16 protein-coding genes are annotated in these 17,353 nt (G+C 40.3%); 11 read left to right on the forward strand and 5 right to left on the reverse strand.

What is annotated here, in order from left to right; translation table 11 throughout:
- Positions 1-12 precede the first annotated feature (12 nt).
- The 5 genes from ACXIUD_RS13840 to cas6 all read left to right on the forward strand — a co-directional run bounded on the left by ACXIUD_RS13840 (position 13) and on the right by cas6 (position 4,159).
- Positions 13-360 (forward strand): 4Fe-4S binding protein, encoded by a 348-nt coding sequence (locus tag ACXIUD_RS13840; protein ID WP_458053235.1) that lies wholly within the window; start codon positions 13-15, stop codon positions 358-360.
- 191 nt (positions 361-551) lie between these two features.
- Positions 552-881 (forward strand): DUF3276 family protein, encoded by a 330-nt coding sequence (locus ACXIUD_RS13845; RefSeq protein WP_458053236.1) that lies wholly within the window; start codon positions 552-554, stop codon positions 879-881.
- A gap of 111 nt (positions 882-992) precedes the next feature.
- Entirely contained in the window at positions 993-2,075 is a 1,083-nt protein-coding gene (locus ACXIUD_RS13850; RefSeq protein WP_458053237.1) for an AI-2E family transporter, read from the forward strand.
- A gap of 11 nt (positions 2,076-2,086) precedes the next feature.
- On the forward strand, positions 2,087-3,184 hold the full coding sequence (gene ychF, locus ACXIUD_RS13855; protein ID WP_458053238.1) for a redox-regulated ATPase YchF: 1,098 nt from the start codon (positions 2,087-2,089) through the stop codon (positions 3,182-3,184).
- 102 nt (positions 3,185-3,286) lie between these two features.
- Positions 3,287-4,159: a CRISPR-associated endoribonuclease Cas6 gene (cas6, locus tag ACXIUD_RS13860; RefSeq protein WP_458053239.1), complete on the forward strand. Its 873-nt coding sequence runs from the start codon at positions 3,287-3,289 to the stop codon at positions 4,157-4,159.
- A gap of 38 nt (positions 4,160-4,197) precedes the next feature.
- Here the strand turns inward: cas6 and ACXIUD_RS13865 are convergent, their stop codons facing one another.
- Both ACXIUD_RS13865 and abc-f read right to left on the reverse strand, forming a co-directional pair.
- Complete coding sequence (locus ACXIUD_RS13865; RefSeq protein ID WP_458053240.1) at positions 4,198-5,460, reverse strand: type IX secretion system plug protein; 1,263 nt, start codon at positions 5,458-5,460, stop codon at positions 4,198-4,200.
- A gap of 24 nt (positions 5,461-5,484) precedes the next feature.
- Entirely contained in the window at positions 5,485-7,410 is a 1,926-nt protein-coding gene (gene abc-f / locus ACXIUD_RS13870) for a ribosomal protection-like ABC-F family protein (protein ID WP_458053241.1), read from the reverse strand.
- Positions 7,411-7,552: 142 nt separating this feature from the next.
- On the opposite strand from abc-f, the gene ACXIUD_RS13875 reads away from it, so the two are divergent.
- Both ACXIUD_RS13875 and ACXIUD_RS13880 read left to right on the forward strand, forming a co-directional pair.
- Positions 7,553-8,686: a PQQ-dependent sugar dehydrogenase gene (locus ACXIUD_RS13875; protein WP_458053242.1), complete on the forward strand. Its 1,134-nt coding sequence runs from the start codon at positions 7,553-7,555 to the stop codon at positions 8,684-8,686.
- Between the two features lie 34 nt (positions 8,687-8,720).
- Entirely contained in the window at positions 8,721-9,182 is a 462-nt protein-coding gene (locus ACXIUD_RS13880) for a hypothetical protein (protein WP_458053243.1), read from the forward strand.
- Between the two features lie 139 nt (positions 9,183-9,321).
- Here ACXIUD_RS13880 and thiL read toward each other — a convergent pair whose 3' ends face one another.
- Complete coding sequence (gene thiL / locus ACXIUD_RS13885; RefSeq protein ID WP_458053244.1) at positions 9,322-10,356, reverse strand: thiamine-phosphate kinase; 1,035 nt, start codon at positions 10,354-10,356, stop codon at positions 9,322-9,324.
- Complete coding sequence (mce, locus tag ACXIUD_RS13890; protein ID WP_458053245.1) at positions 10,356-10,760, reverse strand: methylmalonyl-CoA epimerase; 405 nt, start codon at positions 10,758-10,760, stop codon at positions 10,356-10,358. Before mce ends, thiL begins: the two co-directional genes overlap by 1 nt.
- 82 nt (positions 10,761-10,842) lie before the next feature.
- Here mce and ACXIUD_RS13895 point away from each other — a divergent pair, with 82 nt between their 5' ends.
- The 3 genes from ACXIUD_RS13895 to ACXIUD_RS13905 all read left to right on the forward strand — a co-directional run bounded on the left by ACXIUD_RS13895 (position 10,843) and on the right by ACXIUD_RS13905 (position 15,899).
- A complete protein-coding gene (locus tag ACXIUD_RS13895; RefSeq protein WP_458053246.1) occupies positions 10,843-11,169 on the forward strand; it encodes a HesB/IscA family protein in 327 nt (108 codons plus the stop codon).
- Positions 11,170-11,493: 324 nt separating this feature from the next.
- Positions 11,494-14,541 (forward strand): SusC/RagA family TonB-linked outer membrane protein, encoded by a 3,048-nt coding sequence (locus ACXIUD_RS13900; RefSeq protein ID WP_458053247.1) that lies wholly within the window; start codon positions 11,494-11,496, stop codon positions 14,539-14,541.
- Between the two features lie 11 nt (positions 14,542-14,552).
- Positions 14,553-15,899, forward strand: coding sequence for a RagB/SusD family nutrient uptake outer membrane protein (locus ACXIUD_RS13905; protein WP_458053248.1), 1,347 nt, complete (start codon positions 14,553-14,555; stop codon positions 15,897-15,899).
- Between the two features lie 77 nt (positions 15,900-15,976).
- Here ACXIUD_RS13905 and ACXIUD_RS13910 read toward each other — a convergent pair whose 3' ends face one another.
- Positions 15,977-16,903 (reverse strand): ribose-phosphate pyrophosphokinase, encoded by a 927-nt coding sequence (locus ACXIUD_RS13910; RefSeq protein WP_458053253.1) that lies wholly within the window; start codon positions 16,901-16,903, stop codon positions 15,977-15,979.
- A gap of 280 nt (positions 16,904-17,183) precedes the next feature.
- On the opposite strand from ACXIUD_RS13910, the gene ACXIUD_RS13915 reads away from it, so the two are divergent.
- On the forward strand, positions 17,184-17,342 hold the full coding sequence (locus ACXIUD_RS13915) for a hypothetical protein (protein WP_458053249.1): 159 nt from the start codon (positions 17,184-17,186) through the stop codon (positions 17,340-17,342).
- The last annotated feature ends 11 nt before the right edge of the window (positions 17,343-17,353 follow it).

The following is a 17,353-nucleotide window of genomic DNA, read 5'->3' on the forward strand; positions in this document are numbered from 1 at the left end:
ATTGAGAAGTATATGGCTATAATGATAACTGACGAATGCATCAACTGCGGTGCATGCGAACCAGAGTGCCCGAATACGGCAATTTATGAGGGAGGTATTGAATGGACATGGGCAGGAGGCACAAACCTCACAGAAGTTACGCTTCCTGACGGTACAGTAGTAGATGCTCATGAAAAGCAGACTCCTGTGTCAGATGAATTTTACTACATTGTCACTGACAAATGTACAGAATGCACTGGTTTCCATGAAGAACCTCAATGTGCAGCTGTTTGTCCTGTGGACTGTTGCGTGGATGACCCTGATCATAGAGAAACAGAAGAGGAGTTACTGGCCAAAAAAGTAAAAATGCACGGCGAATAAGCATATATGAGGGCTATTGTTAGCCCTCATTTTTATTTTTTTTGAGGATGAAGCGATTGATTTTGAGGCTGAGCAACAAGTTTTTTATGTATTTGTTTGAAAAAATATTGAAAAGTTTTTGATTTTTTTTTTCTATTTGAATTATCTTGGCAGCTGATTTAAAGTCAAACTACAAAAAAATACTTCATACAGTGGAAGATAACAGAGGTAATGAGCGAGATGAGATTTTCTCCAAAAGGGTAAAGGCGGGAAAAAGGACATACTTTTTCGATGTGAAGGCTACCAGATCCAATGATTATTATTTAACAATCACAGAGAGCAAAAGGAGAAACAACCAGGATTCTTTTACATTTGAAAAACACAAAATTTTCTTGTACAAAGAGGACTTCGGCAAATTTGTGGAAGCTTTACAAGAAGCCGTAGACCATGTAAAAAATGATTTGATGCCTGATTTCGATTTTTCACAGTTTGAAAATGAAGAATCAGAGACAGCATTTGATGACGAATTGAAGTGGGAGTAAAATCCTAACAAATTTTAATTAAGAGAAAGAGTTTAAATTTGCAACATAGCCTTGGATTTCGTAATCTAGAGTCTAATTGCAATTAAACCCTTTCTCTTTTTTTCAATCCTTATGAAAAAACCAATTCTCATCCTCAGTATCCTACTAGTGTTGGTATTTGTGTTGGGATGGTATTTTTCAAACATCACCCTTTATTTCATTTTTTCTATTGTTTTGGCGGCTATCCTCCGACCATTGACCAATCGGTTGAATTCATTCCAGCTATTCGGTCAAAATATACCCCGATGGTTTGCAATCCTTACCTCCTTTTCGGTGATCGGATTATTGATATTCTTGATGAGTTTACTCTTCCTTCCATTGATCGGTAATCAAATTGAAGTTATTTCTTCCTATGATTTGGATTATATTTATGAGCAGATTCAAAATCCAGTTGGCAAAGTAGAGGATATTTTGATCCAATATGAAATCATCAAAGGCGAACCGGGCTTTCTAATCACTCAGGTTCGGGAAACCATGGTCAATAGTTTCAAAGCCATTAATTTCCAGGGGGTCATCAACAGTATATTGAACACCACAAGCTCCTTTTTGATTGCTTTGATGGCTGTTTTGTTTATTACCTTTTTTCTTTTGTTGGAAAATGGACTTTTGAGAAGAAATATTATCAACTTAATACCCAACGCCTACTTTGAGCTCTCCGTGGCTGCTTTCAGTAAAGTGGAGCGTCTACTTTCCAATTACTTGGTCGGCTTATTGATTCAAATTACTACCATATTTTCAATAGCTTCCATTGGACTTACCTTGATGGGAATAGAGTATGCACTGACAATCGCATTTTTTGCCGCAGTAGCGAACTTAATCCCCTATGCAGGGCCAATCTTAGGATCCACTTTTGGAGTATTGGTAGGATTATCTACAGGTACTTTTGCTGAAACCAACGAAATCCTATTTATGGTTTTTAAGATTCTTTCCGTCTTTGCGGTGGTACAATTGACGGATAATGTACTCTTGCAACCATTAATTTTTTCGAAATCTGTAAAAGCGCATCCGCTTGAAATATTTGTTATTATCTTTGCCGGTGCAAAAATCGCCGGCATTTTAGGGATGATTTTTGCAATCCCTGTGTATACCATTTTTAGGGTTTCCTTTCTGGAATTTCTAAGAGGTTACAGGGAGTACAAAATCTTCAAATTGTAAAACAACGAACAATGGCATTACAGTGCGGTATTGTAGGGTTGCCCAACGTGGGAAAATCAACCCTTTTCAATGCATTATCCAGTGCAAAAGCAGAAGCGGCAAATTTCCCCTTTTGTACAATCGAACCAAACGTAGGTGTGGTAACAGTGCCCGACCAACGCTTGAAAACCTTGGAAAACTTGGTAAATCCACAAAAAGTGGTGCCCACCGTGATTGAGTTCGTAGATATTGCCGGCTTAGTCAAAGGTGCCTCGAAAGGTGAAGGCTTGGGCAATAAATTTCTAGCAAATATCCGAGAGGTAGATGCAATCATCCATGTCGTAAGATGTTTTCAGGATGACAACATTGTTCACGTAGCAGGTGGAGTGGATCCTATTTTTGACAAAGAGGTGATAGATACTGAATTACAGCTTAAAGATATCGAGTCTGTAGACAAGAAAATTTTGCGATTAGAAAAAATCGCAAAATCTGGCGATGCTAAGGCAAAAAAAGAGCTGGAAATTCTTCAACTATTCAAGGCCGAACTGACTGCTGGTAAAAATGCCCGTGCGGTACAAGTAGAAAAAGAAGATTTGGAAGCCGTAAGAGACCTTCATTTACTTACCATCAAACCTGTGCTTTACGTAGCAAACGTGGACGAGAACAGTATTCTGACAGGAAATGAATTTGTAGAACAACTACGTGAGAAAGTAAAAGAAGAACAAGCGGATGTCATTGTTCTGTGTGCTGCCATTGAATCTCAAATAGCTGAGTTTGAAGACTTGGAAGAAAAAGAACTATTCTTATCCGAATACGGTCTAGATGAAAGTGGCTTGAATAAATTGATCCGTGGTGCTTATACTCTACTTGATTTGATCACCTATTTTACCGCAGGTGTGCAAGAAGTAAGAGCTTGGACCATCAAAAAGGGTTGGAAAGCGCCGCAGGCAGCCGGAGTGATTCATACAGACTTCGAGCGCGGGTTTATCAAAGCAGAAGTGATCAAATTAGATGATTACGAGAAGTTCAAAACTGAGGCAGCATGCCGCGAAAATGGTAAAATTGCCATTGAAGGAAAAGAATATATCGTAAAAGATGGTGACATTATGCATTTTAGATTTAATGTCTGATATTTGTTAAAAAATTATTGCTAAATTTATCCACAACTTAATTACCCAACAAACGTTAATAATTATAATTTAATCATTGTTTCATAAATATTTTTATTACCCGTGAGAATAAGATTGATATTTTCGTTAAAAAACAAAGGAGCTTATTTACCCTTTCACCACCAGTACATACTGGCACAGTTCCTAAAAGGTCTCATTGTCAAAGGAGGCAAAGAAGAGTTTTTCAATTACAATTACTTCAACTTCTCTGGTTTGAAAGGTCAGACCAAAGTGAGTAGAAGTGGGCTTCATTACTATTCAAGTTTAGTTACCCTTGTCCTTTCGTCACCAAATGAGGAGTTCATGGACTATTTGCTTGAACAAGTTTTTGCTACGCCTAAGATTGAATTAGGAAACCTTATTCTATCCCCTGAGTACACTGAACTGGAATCAGAACCTGAATTAGAGACTTCAAACAAGTTCGTTTGTATCTCTCCTTTGGTATTATTGACACCAGCTTTCAATGATGAGTCAGGCAAAAGGTTCATAAATCCAGATACCGACGAATTTTCGGATCTGTTATATGAATCTACCCTTACTCGTATGGAAAGGTCTGGTTGGTATACCCAAGAGCAGATGGAGTCCTTCTACAAGTTCCAAGTGGTACCGGACATGAATTATGTAAACAAGCTGAGAGAGCAGCAAAAGAAATTTGCTAGAATCTACTCTGTGTATGATATGGATGTAAAGTATGAAGTAAGAGGCTACACGCTTCCATTTACTTTGTATGCAGCACCGGAAGTACAAGACTTTGTCTTCAAATGTGGCTTGGGTGCTTTCACCCATAAAGGTTTTGGTATGTTAGACTTAGCGAATCATGCTACGGTACAGCGTACAACGCCTTACAAGTTTAAGCGAGAAGGATTCGTTCCTTACAAGCCTAGCGAAAGACAAAGACCTTCAGAATTGGAGGAAGGTAGTTCAGAAGAACTTTAAAAAATTAAATCCGGCTTTTCAGCCGGATTTTTTTATACTTAGAATCTTCGCTTATTAGGATTAAGGTTGAAATATCCGATTAATTCATCGTATCGGGAACCCATATCTCGGTAATAGACAAAGATTTCATATTCATTCTCCGTCTCAAAGAAGCTTCCTTCTAAAGACCGGGTGTCAAAACCCTCTCCAGATTTATATCCATACATATAATCATACCATCCCTGCTTCATCAGAATCGTTGCCTGATAGGTATTGGTCCGCTTATTCAATTCCATTTTCGCTGCCGGATCTTTGCCCCATTGTGTAAAGGCACCTACTATATAAGGTGTGTCCGTTACGCCTTCTGCAGATAGGTTGAAGGTAGTCACCATGTATTCACTCTCCAGGTCATAATTCCTTCTTTCTACATTCATGATCGCAAATTGCCCATTGACATCCAAGTACTCATTGTAGGTAGTGTTTCGTCTGGCTTTGTCTACAACCGCCTCTGCATAGACTACATCAGATTCCATCTGAATTGAGCGTACATTCATCCCACGAGCTCTTACAAAGCGTAAGTCAATAAATCGAAATTCATTTCCTCCCCAAAAGACATTGGATCCATCAAATAAGTTGTATTCCATCATCCGTGTATCTTCTCGAAGCATAGTTGGCTGCTTCAATATACGCTTATTGTCCCATTGCTGATTTTGGCGGATGACTACCCGAACATTGTTTAGGGGGTCAAAGAGCTCTCTGCCCTTATAATTAATAGAAACATTGATCTGCTGTACTTCCCTCCTATTTTCATTCTGGCTAGGAGGCACAACTCTGCCCGCTACTCCAAGCGTTTTTTGGAAAACCATAAAACGCTTCGTGAGTACAGTTTGATTGATATCCCGTCCCCTGTACATCACCAAAACATAATTCCCTGATTTAGTCACCGGAGGCACTACGAAATTGTAATGAATGTAAGGAATCCTTGTATCAATAGAGTAATTATAGTCCAAGACATTGAATTCATTGAATTGATTCAAATACTCTGGCTCCTTCAAATCTGAAGGAGTCCAATCCATGGTACAATGAATCAATTTAACGGAATACAAATCCGGATCATAAGCCAAATCATCAAAACTCAGCAACAATTGTGTACCACTATTCAACTCAATCACAGGCGTATTGAACTGGGCAGAAAAATCACCCGCTCTTGGAAACAAACGTGCAGAAAGAATATTTTCATCGAATATCCTATCCTCATACACCGTTTGTGAAAAAACAGGACTTACAAAAGTTAAAAAAATAAGACTAAGTAAAACTCTCATAGGTTCTTTAATTTATACAGTGATTTATTTTCCAGCTAACTTGTCCTGCAAATCACTAATGGCCTCTACCAATAGCTCCCAACTGGTATTCAAATCCTGTTCCTTTTTCTTTAATTGATCGTATAATTGGTTCAAAACCTGCAATTTTTCAGAAGATTCGTAATTTTCAGGCAAAGCCATTGCTTGCTCAGTTGCTTCTTTTTCCAGCTCTACCGCCATTACCTGTTCCTCAATCTGCGTGAGTTCCTGTTCCTTTTTCTTCAATTCTTTTTTCCACAAATGCTCATCCGAAGGACTTACTTCTCTTTTCTTGGCAAGAGCAATCTTTACCTCTGATTTATGCACAGGGATTTCTTCTTGTTGGGATTTCCAATACACATATTCTTCATATGTACCAGGATATTCCTTGATTTGCTGATCTTCAATATACCAGATTTTATTAGCAACTCCTCGGATAAAGTGCCTATCGTGAGAGACTGTAATGAAAGTTCCCTCATATTGCTGCAATGCTTGGATCAAAATATTTACGGACTGCATGTCCAAATGGTTGGTAGGCTCATCTAGCAAGAGAAAGTTGGCTTCAGAAATCAGCGTCTTAGCCAAGGCAACTCTGGATTTTTCACCTCCTGACAATACCTTGATTTTTTTAAAGACATCCTCGTTGGTGAATAAAAAGCAACCCAATACATTTCGCAACTCTGTATCCAACTTCCCACTTCCTGCCTGCTGCATTTCCTGTAAAATCTCATTGTCTACATTTAAAGCCTCCAACTGATGCTGCGCATAAAATGATTTGATGACATTATAGCCATGTTCACGCTTACCTTCGATAGGTTCTGTTCCATCAATGATCCTTAGCAAGGTAGACTTACCTTTTCCATTAGCCCCAATCAAGGCAATTTTATCTCCTCGCTCAATCCGGGCCGTGGAATTTTTCAGAATCACCAAATCCCCATAGGCTTTGGAAACATTTTCTAACACGACCAAATCTCTTCCTGATTTTTGGGAAAATTTAAACTTAAAATTGACAGAAATATTATCATCCACCACCTCGTTGACCCGTTCTAATCTATCCAGAGCTTTAATTCTGGATTGAACCTGATTGGATTTGGTAGCTTTGGCACGGAAACGTTCAATGAATCGCTCCGTTTGCTTAATCATCTGCTGCTGATTTTCATAGGCGTTTTGCTGAATCTCCATTCGCTCCTTTTTCTCTTCTTGGAAGAAGGAATAATTTCCAGAGTAACTCGTCAGCGTCCCATTGGCTACCTCTACTGTAATGGAAACGCAATTATCCAAAAATTCCTGATCGTGAGAAACCACCACTACCGCACCCTCATAGGACTTCAAATAATTTTCTACCCACTGTATGGAAGGTAAGTCCAAGTGGTTGGTAGGCTCATCGAGCATGAGTAAGGCTGGCTTTTCCAACAGCAACTTCGCTAGCATCACCCGCATACGCCATCCCCCCGAAAATGTCTTCAAGGGTCTTTTCAAATCAGCTGTTTGAAAACCAATCCCTTCCAAGACCTCTTCCGCTTTTGCTTTGATAGTGTACCCTTCATTTGCTTCAAAGCGGTCTTGCAGCTTGGCCAATTTATTGATGATTTCGTCGGAATAATCCGTCTCCATCTGTTTGAGAACCTCATCGATTTCTGCTTGCAAAGCAAGTGTATCCTTGAAAGCCTCCAATGCGACATCCAAAATACTATCCTCAGATTGGTAGGAAAGCAAATCCTGATTCAAAAATCCAATGGTACAATCTTTTGCTTTTTGGACCTCACCCGAACTGGGTTGATAGTCTCCGTTGATGATTTTTAGCAGGGTGGACTTTCCCGTTCCATTCATACCAACTAAGCCAATTTTGTCCTTTGGACGAATATGAAGGGAGGCATTTTCGTAAAGGGCCCTTCCACCAATAAAATACGAGAGATTAGAAATCGATAACATGGCACAAAAATAACCAAACAAACCAACTAAGGCTTAGAAAATGTTCGATAATCCAAACGTTCATGCCAATTAAACAAATACGCTAGTCAAAGAGTACTAATTTTGATACCTTAGAATGTTTTAACAATTGAATGAACCAACCATGAGACGCTTCACTCTTATAATCGCAGCCTTTATAGTTTTCTGTTCTTTGAGCTGCAATGCCCAAAAGAAATCCAATCCAGAAATTCAGTTGGAAAGCATCCGACTGCCAGAAGGATTCAGCATAGAAGTTTGGGCCGAAGATGTTCCTGATGCTCGATCCTTGGCTTCCAATGAAGACGGCAGTATTATTTTTGTTGGGAATCGACAGGGAAAAAATGTGTATGCACTTCATGATAGTAATGGCGATGGAAAAGCCGACCAAAAATACACCTTGGCTTCAGGGCTTCGCATGCCCAATGGAGTAGCTTATAAAAATGGGGATCTTTATGTAGCCGAAGTCAATAGAATCTTACGATTCAAAGACATTGCAAGAAATTTGGATAATCCTTCTTTCGAGGTGGTCTATGACCAATACCCAACTAAAGCGCATCATGGATGGAAATTTATAGCCTTTGGACCGGATGGTCTTCTTTATGTACCAGTAGGCGCACCTTGTAATATCTGCGAATCCGAAGAGATATTCGCCAGTATTACTCGCATCGATGTGAGCAACCCTAGTAAACCTGAGATTTTTGCACATGGCGTACGCAACACTGTAGGATTTGCCTGGCATCCAGAAACCAAAGATTTATGGTTTACCGATAATGGTAGGGATATGATGGGCGATGATATTCCAGACTGTGAATTGAATCATGCTCCACAAAAGGGTATGCACTTTGGGTATCCCTATTGGCATGCAGGGGATGTGAGAGATCCTGAATTTGGGAATAAGGGGCAAGATCAAGCAGCTTATACAGCTCCCGCAGCTAAACTAGGTCCACATACCGCTCCTTTGGGGATGCGATTTTACACAGGAAGTCAATTCCCTTCCACTTATCAAAATAATATTTTCATAGCAAAACATGGTTCTTGGAATCGAAGCAAAAAAATCGGCTACAATCTGGTCCGTGTGATTTTAGATGAAAATCAACGGGTAGTTCGGGAAGAGGTGTTCGCAGATGGTTGGCTCAATGATGCTACCCAGGAAGTTTGGGGAAGACCCGTGGATGTACTTCAGTTACCTGATGGCAGCATGCTCGTCTCCGATGATATGGCAAATTGTGTCTACAAGATCACTTATAGTAAAGGGTGAGAAGGAATAATTTGGAGAGCTTGCTTGGTCTGTCATGTATGCTAAAAATGGAGTTGACCTCTTTGAAAAAATAGCCTACCCTATTGAACCTCATGTTTACACCGAGCTTGCCGCACTGCTTTTTATCGAAAAAACCAATCTTATCTCAAGGCTAGAAGAAGAATTAAATAACAATCAACTGAGTTCTGAACAACAACAACTTGTGGCCGAATTAAGCCAACAGACCATACTCAAAGAGGGAGATTGGGCAAAATTCAAATCGCTTTTTGATAAAATTTACCCTTCCTTTTTCCAAAATCTTAAAAAAAATGCAGCAGATATAACTATCGCAGAACAGCGAATGGCTGCACTGACTCGAATGGAATTAACCACCAAACAAATGGCAGCCATGCTTGGAATATCTGTTGACAGCGTACACAAAACCAGGCAACGCTTACGAAATCGTCTTCAACTCGGTGCTGATAAAAACCTTGAAGAATTCATAGCAGACCTTTAAAATTCAAAATATTTGCATTTAAACAATGGACTCCCCATTCAAACATTTTTTTAACAATAAGTTAAGTTACTTTTGAAACTATCTGTCCGATCAGTCGGAATACAATTGTCAGTTTTTTGTCACCTCTGAATGGCATACTTCAAAAATGCTTCCAACCCTGTGCTTTCAAATTCACAACAGTTCCACTTTTGGTAACCAAGGATTTTCCCTCTGAAGCTGGTGAGATATGGCCTATGAAATGAATATCGGGGTGTTTCTCTAAGGTTTTGAAATCTTTTTGCTGAATGGTAAAGAGCAATTCATAGTCTTCGCCTCCATTCAACACACAAGTGATAGGATCTAAGCACAACTCGACCGCTGTGTCAAAGGTCTGTTTGTCAATCGGCAGTTTATCCTCATAAATAGTCACCCCACAAGCTGACTGCTTGCAGATATGAAACAGTTCGGAAGCTAGTCCATCGGAAACATCTAACATACTCGTAGGTACTACACCCATCTCTCGTAATTCATGAATGATATCCATTCGTGCCTGAGGACGGAGCTGTCTACCAGTCACATAAGCATATTTTTCCAAGTCAGGCTTCATATTGGGATCCGCCAAGTATACCTGCTTTTCCCTTTCTAAAATTTGCAGACCTATCAAAGCACCACCCAAATCACCTGTCACACAGACAATATCATTCAATTGGGCACCGGAACGAAAGCTGATTTCTTCTTTTTTGGCAGTACCCATGGCAGTCACAGAAATTACTAATCCCGAACGGGAAGCTGTCGTATCGCCACCGATAACGTCCACTGCATAGTGTTCTGCTGCTGCACGAATTCCTTCATACAAGGCCTCTACTGCCTCCACCGAAAAGCGATTAGACAAGGCAATGCTCACAGTGACTTGCTTCGGTATAGCATTCATTGCTGCTACATCCGAAACATTGACAGCTATGGCCTTGAAGCCCAAATGTTGCAAGGGCATGTAGGACAAATCAAAGTGCACGCCTTCCACCAGTAGATCTGTGGTAACCACTTGCACCATTCCATCGCCCAAATCAATGACTGCCGCATCGTCTCCAATTCCTTTGAGTGTAGATGCATGACGGGGAGTCAATTGCTGACTCAATCGCTCAATTAATCCAAACTCTCCCAATTCACTGATTTCGGTTCTTTTCTGATTTTCCATTAGGCTTTCTTTTCCTGACATAATTCCACCAATACACCATTGGTACTTCTCGGGTGCAAAAATACCACTAATTTATTATCTGCACCTTCTTTTGGAGTTTCATTTAAAATTTCGAATCCTTCCCCCTTCAAACGAGCCACTTCTGCATGAATATCCTCCACATCAAAAGCGATATGATGGATACCCTCTCCTTTTTTATCGATAAATTTTGCAATCGGACTAGTGCTTCGAGTGGCTTCCAATAATTCAATTTTTGTCTCTCCAATCATAAAAAAAGACGTGCTTACCCCCTCACTTTCTACCGTTTCTTCTTTATAGTGTGCATTCCCTAAGAGTTTTTTAAAAAGATTGTTGGACGCTTCCAGATCAGATACAGCAATGCCTAAATGTTCAATTTTTCTCATAGTTGAAATTTTATATCTTGATTCATGAATTTTTTCAAATGCAATAATGTTACTACTTTCACATGCTAAACCTAGTGAAAATATGATTACAGTTTCCGAAAAGGCCAAAGAAAGAATCCTTCAATTAAAAAAAGAAGAAGGCCGTGAAGAAAATGACAATATACGCGTATCCGTCAAAGGTGGCGGCTGTTCAGGATTGATGTATGACCTGAATTTTGATGCTCAAGTAGTTGATACAGATCAGGTATTTGAAGATAAAGGGATCAAAATCTTGGTAGATAAAAAAAGTATATTGTACTTAGCCGGTACCGTCTTAGAATTTTCTGATGGATTAAATGGCAAAGGATTCCAATTTGTCAACCCGAATGCATCTAGAACCTGTGGATGCGGGGAAAGCTTCTCAGTCTAAGAAATTGGTCCACCACAAAAGGTCTTAACCTTTCCAGCAGCTGGAAAGGTTTTTTTGTTAGAAAAATGTTTGAAAAAACGATACAATCAACTATTTTTTTAGAATAAACACCCCCCAAAAAAGCCTGCAATCAAAAACTCTGTAGCCAAGCATTGTTTTGCATTTGATTTAAAACGCAAAATAATATTTTATAAACTACATTTTGTTTATTTTTTCATCCATTTAAAACTTAAAATAATTTGATTCTTTGACCATTAATTGTCTATTTTGAAGAATTCTTTACACAAGAATATGAAATACATCTTTCAACTTAATTCATTTTGTATGATGAAACGTTTACTAGTCACATGTGTAATGTTGTTAACTACTATCAGCATTTCCATGTCCCAAACAACAAACGTAAGGGGTGTGGTAACCTCCTCCGAAGACAATCTGCCCTTACCGGGGGTAAATGTCTTGGTCAAAGGAACCACCTCCGGAACGGTAACTGATCTTGATGGAAACTTTTCCATTCAAGTGGCCCAAGGTCAAACCTTGGTTTTTTCTTTTGTGGGGTATGATACCCAAGAAATCTTGGTAGGCAATCAGACCAATCTCAATGTTTTGTTGATGATTGACGCCAGAACCATGAATGAAGTCGTGGTTGTAGGTTATGGCACGCAGTCCCGTAGAGATTTGACAGGCTCGGTGGGTTCCGTCAAAGGAGAAGACATCAACCGCATGCCTGTAGCCAGTGTGGACAACGCACTACAAGGTAGGGCTGCAGGTGTATTTGTACAGTCTCCTTCCGGAACACCCGGTGCTGGTATTACCATGCAGATCCGAGGCAACACTTCTCTCTCTGCAAGTAGTCAGCCTTTGTATGTGATCGATGGGATTCCGATGATATCAGAAGACCTATCGGGCTTATTCTCCGGAGGTCAAGCCACTAACTCCCTTGCGGATATCAACCCAGCAGATATCGAATCCATTGAAATCTTAAAGGATGCCTCCGCTGCTGCCATTTACGGTTCTAGAGGTGCAAATGGGGTAGTTTTGATTACGACCAAGCGAGGAAAATCCGGAGATGCTAAAATCGACATCAATGGATTTTATGGTTTCCAGCGAATCACCAATGAAATTGATATGCATAGCTCCAGTGAATTTTTAAGCCTTATGAATGATGCTATCCGTCAGGATTTGAGAGCAGGTGTCCAATTACCTTATGATAACATTACGGATGTATGGGGTTTTTCACCAGATGATCCTGATTTGCAAAACACACGTTGGTTTAGAGAGATTTTCAGAGATGCTCCTATTCAAAGTTATGATGTGGCCATCTCTGGAGGAAATGAAAAAACCCAGTATTACACCTCATTGGCTTATTTTAACCAAGATGGGGTGCAAATAGGAACCGGCTTTGAGCGGGTTTCTGCCCGATTAAATGTGGACACCCAAGCCAAAAAATGGTTGAAGGTGGGTACGAGTATGAATCTTAGCCGTACCGTACAGGACCGTACCATCAATGACAACTCTTTGTATGGGGTAGTTATCAATACATTGGCTGGTGATCCACTAATGCCTGTACGTGAAGCTGATGGATCATATGCGGACCCATTTGATTATTTTGGATGGTGGATGTTGGATAACCCTGTACTGATTGCGGAAAACTATCATCGATTCACACGTACTGTAAGGGGGTTAGCCAACACCTATGCAGAAGCAACCCTAGCCCCTGGCTTGACCTTGCGATCTACTCTAGGTATTGATTACACGTATTTGGAAGACGAATCTTACACGCCTATCATTTCCCGTGAATCAGTCAATGGTAATTTCAATGGCTTTGGTACCTTTGGTTCGACTCAGGACTTTACCTGGATCGCTGAAAACTATTTGAATTACACCAAAAGCTTTGGTGCTGATAACCGTCACAACATCAGCGCTTTGCTAGGTACTTCTTATCAGGCATCTTCCAGAACTTTTTCCTCTATCTCTGCACAAAACTTCCCTAGTGATCAGTTTACTAAATTATCCGTGGCAGGTAGAGTAACAGCTGCATCCACTTCCGGTACAGATTGGGGATTGGCATCTTACTTCTTCCGAGGTAATTACAACTATGCAGATAAATTCTTAGCAACTTTCACTGTCCGTGCAGATGGTTCTTCCCGATTTGGTGATAATTTCCGTTTCGGTATTTTCCCATCAGGCTCCGTTGCCTACCGTTTAAGTGAAGAAGAATTCTTACGAAATACAGCCGTATCTGACCTTAAATTCAGAGCTTCTTACGGGGTAGTAGGTAATCAAGACGGTATCGGAAACTTTGCATCTAGAGGATTATTTGGTGTTTCTGCATATAGATTAGCACCTACCCTAACTCCTGCACAATTGAGCAACGCTAACCTTACTTGGGAGAGCACCGAGCAGTGGAACGTGGGTGTTGACTTTGGGGTCCTTAATGACCGTATTACCTTTACAGGGGATTACTTCGTTAAAACAACTACTGACCTGCTTCTTAACAGACCTATACCGGGTATTTCAGGCTTCTCCAGTGTGATTGACAATATTGGTAAAGTAGAAAACAGAGGGCTTGAATTAGGTATTAGAGGAGCAATTTTAGCATCCGGTCCATTCACGTGGAGTTCTGCATTCAACATTTCTTGGATCAGAAACAAGGTATTGGAATTGGTTATAGATGAGCAAGTATTGAGTGATTCTCACATTTTGGCTGTAGGCCATCCTATTGGAACATTCTTCCTGATTGATCAAGAGGGTGTAGATCCTGAAACAGGGAATATGCGATGGGTTGACTTAAATGGGGACGGAGTAATCAACTCTGGAGACCGTAGAATTGTAGGCAACTCACAACCGGATTTCTTTGGTGGATGGGATAATAACTTCCGTTACAAGGGATTCGATTTAAATGTACTGTTCAATTTCATCGTGGGAAATCAAATCTTTAACCATTCCAGAGCAACTTATGAAAACTTAGGTTGGAGTAGATTGGGACTAGGATTCCCTCTTCCAGATGGCAATAACCACCGATTAGCTGATAATCGCTGGATGGAACCTGGTGATGTAACAGATATCCCTAGAGCTTCCCTAACCAATGTTAACTGGAGAGAATATTCCAGTAGATGGTTGGAAGATGGTTCATTCTTACGTTTACGAATGATCAATTTGGGATACAACTTTACTCCTCAGCGTGTAGAGCGTATTGGTGTGAGAAGTTTGAGAGTATTTGTGCAAGCTCAAAACTTGTTGACATGGACACGATACACCGGTCTGGATCCTGAGGTTAGCCAAAATGCGAGAGACCCTCGATTGGCAGGTTCTGATTTCGGTACTTTCCCTCAGACAAGAAGTGTATCACTTGGTTTTAACATCGGTCTTTAATGCTAGCGAACATGAAAAAATTACTTTATATATTACTCGCAGTCTTTACGATCCAATCTTGTGATATTTTGGAACCGGATCCATTGACTGCTTTGGATGCAAATGCTGCATTGGTGGATGGTACATCTGCCAACGCAATACTCTTAGGTGCATATTCCAGAATGCAAAATATCAATTATTATGGTTTGGAATATGTACTCAATAATGACTTGATTGCAGATAATGCACGCTATCAAGGTTTCTTTGATTCCCAATTAGAAATCGATCAACGAGCTGTCCCATTTACCAATTTGTGGATTACGCAAGCTTGGCCTAACATCTACCGGGTGATCAATATTACGAATCTATTAATTGCTGGTGTGCCTGATTTGGAGGACGGAACATTCTCCCAAGCTGCAAGAAACAGAGTCTTGGGTGAAGCACATGCGATAAGGGCATTGGCTTACTTTGATTTACTGAGAATCTACGGAGAGTTTTTCAATGAAGGCTCAACCTTTGGTCTGCCGCTATTAATTGAACCTATTGAAAACAATGACTTCAATAGAATTCCAAATTTGAGCAGAAGTACAGTTGCGCAGGTGTATGCACAGGTCATGTCGGATGTGGATACTGCCGTAGACTTACTCCCTGGATTCAATGACAGAGGACGCATGAATTTTTGGGCGGCGTTAAGCTTGAGAGCCCGCATTCAACTCTATAGAGGGAATTATGCAGAGGCTTTTCAAGATGCAGAAAGAGTCATCACCGAAGGACCATTCCAATTATTGGACAATGTGCGTGATATTTATGTGGCTTTGACCCCAACTGCTGAATCCATCTTTGATGTGGAATTCAATGATCAGGATCAAAGTAGCTTCAACACGTATATCATCAGAAGAGATGAGTACAATGTTGATCCTTCCTTATTGGATGCATTTGAGGACGGGGATGCTCGTGCTGACTTATTCACTTTTAGTAGAAATTCCTTCCGTTCGGATAAATATCCAGACAACAATAATGGAAATAACACAAAAGTATTCCGCTTGGCAGAGATCTACTTTATCAGAGCAGAAGCAGCTGTATTTGCCAATAATGATCCAAATGCAGGCTTAGCTGATTTGAATACTATCCGCGAACGTGCTGGATTGGAAGCATTGTCTGGTTTTGGAACAACTGACGCTTTTGTGGATGCTTTGCTTCAAGAAAGAAGAGTAGAATTGAATTATGAGGGGCACCGCTTTTTTGACCTTGTACGGTACAATAGAATCGGTACAGTGTTGGGTATGCCAGACTTTAGAAGAGTATGGCCAATTCCAAGAGATGAATTATTGGTTTCTCAAGGAGTATTGGTTCAAAACCCTGGATATGAAACCCTATAAATAAAACTCAAGTAGACTAAAAAAGCCCCGATTCATGTAAAATCGGGGCTTTTTTTATAATGTTGAGGTAATTAATTTTAGATAAACAAGGAACTGATTGATGTATTACCAGTTACCGCATGAATAGCTTTGGCAAAAAGATCTGCCACACTCAACACTCTAATTTTTGGAGAGGTTTGTTTGACAGGAATAGTATCTGTAATCACCAGTTCGGTAAGTACAGAGTTTTCGAGATTATGATAAGCATTTCCTGAAAGGACTCCATGAGTGGCAATCGCTCGAACAGAAAGAGCTCCTTTGTCCATGATGATTTGTGCAGCTTTGCATAGCGTGCCGGCAGTGTCTACCAAGTCATCCACCAACACAACATCTTTACCTTCCACATCACCGATTACTTGCATGGAAGCTACTTCATTAGCTCTTTTCCTATGCTTATCGCAGACAACCATCTCTACTTCAAAATGCTTGGCATAAGCCCTTGCTCTAGCTACCCCACCTACATCAGGCGCTGCAAAAATCAGGTTTTCAGTTTTGATGCGCTCTAAGTATGGCACAAAAATGGCCGAGCCATTTAAGTGATCTAGGGGAATATCAAAAAATCCCTGAATCTGTCCAGCATGAAGATCGCAGGTCATGATACGGTCAGCACCCGCGGAAGTCAACATGTTTGCAATCAATTTGGCAGCAATGGAAACTCTCGGACGATCTTTTCTATCCTGTCTTGCATATCCATAATATGGAATAACAGCACACACCTTGTAGGCACTTGCACGCTTCGCAGCATCAATCATGAGGCAAAGTTCCATCAAATTATCAGCTGAGGGGTTGGTAGCCTGCACCAAAAACACGGTACAGCCTCTTACAGACTCATTGAAACTTGGAGAGAGCTCCCCATCGCTGAATTTGGAGATGGTTAAATCCCCTAATTTTTTCCCGTAGTGTTTGGCAATTTGTTCAGCTAAAATTTTACTATTGGTCCCGGAGAAGATTTTGACCTCGGTCATCATTTTGTTTTGTTTGGCAGTGAAATGATTTGTTTTGGATAAAACAAAGGTACAGGAAAAAAAAATGAATCTGTTATGGAGAGGGGGTGAATTTGGAATGAGGAATGAGGAATTAGAAATGAAGAGTGAGTAGTGAACAGTGAACAATGTGATTGGAATGTAGAATTTGGAATGATGAATTTGGAATGACAGTGGACTAACGGGTAGTTGTAGAGTTGACAGTTAGCAGTGGGGAGTGAGTAGTGAAGTCAAATCTAAAATCTGCCTTCTAAAATCTTAAATGGTTACAGTGAACAGTTGTCACAAGCCCTCGCCTGTGGGTTTTAACCCACGACTTGAGCTGGAGTTTGAAATTGAAATCATTCGAATTTCTAAAGAATACACCAATCAATTGCCGTGGATTTTAATCCCCGGCATTGGAAGAGGAATGGAGCAGTGAACAATGAGCAG

This window comes from Mongoliitalea sp., assembly GCF_054166905.1.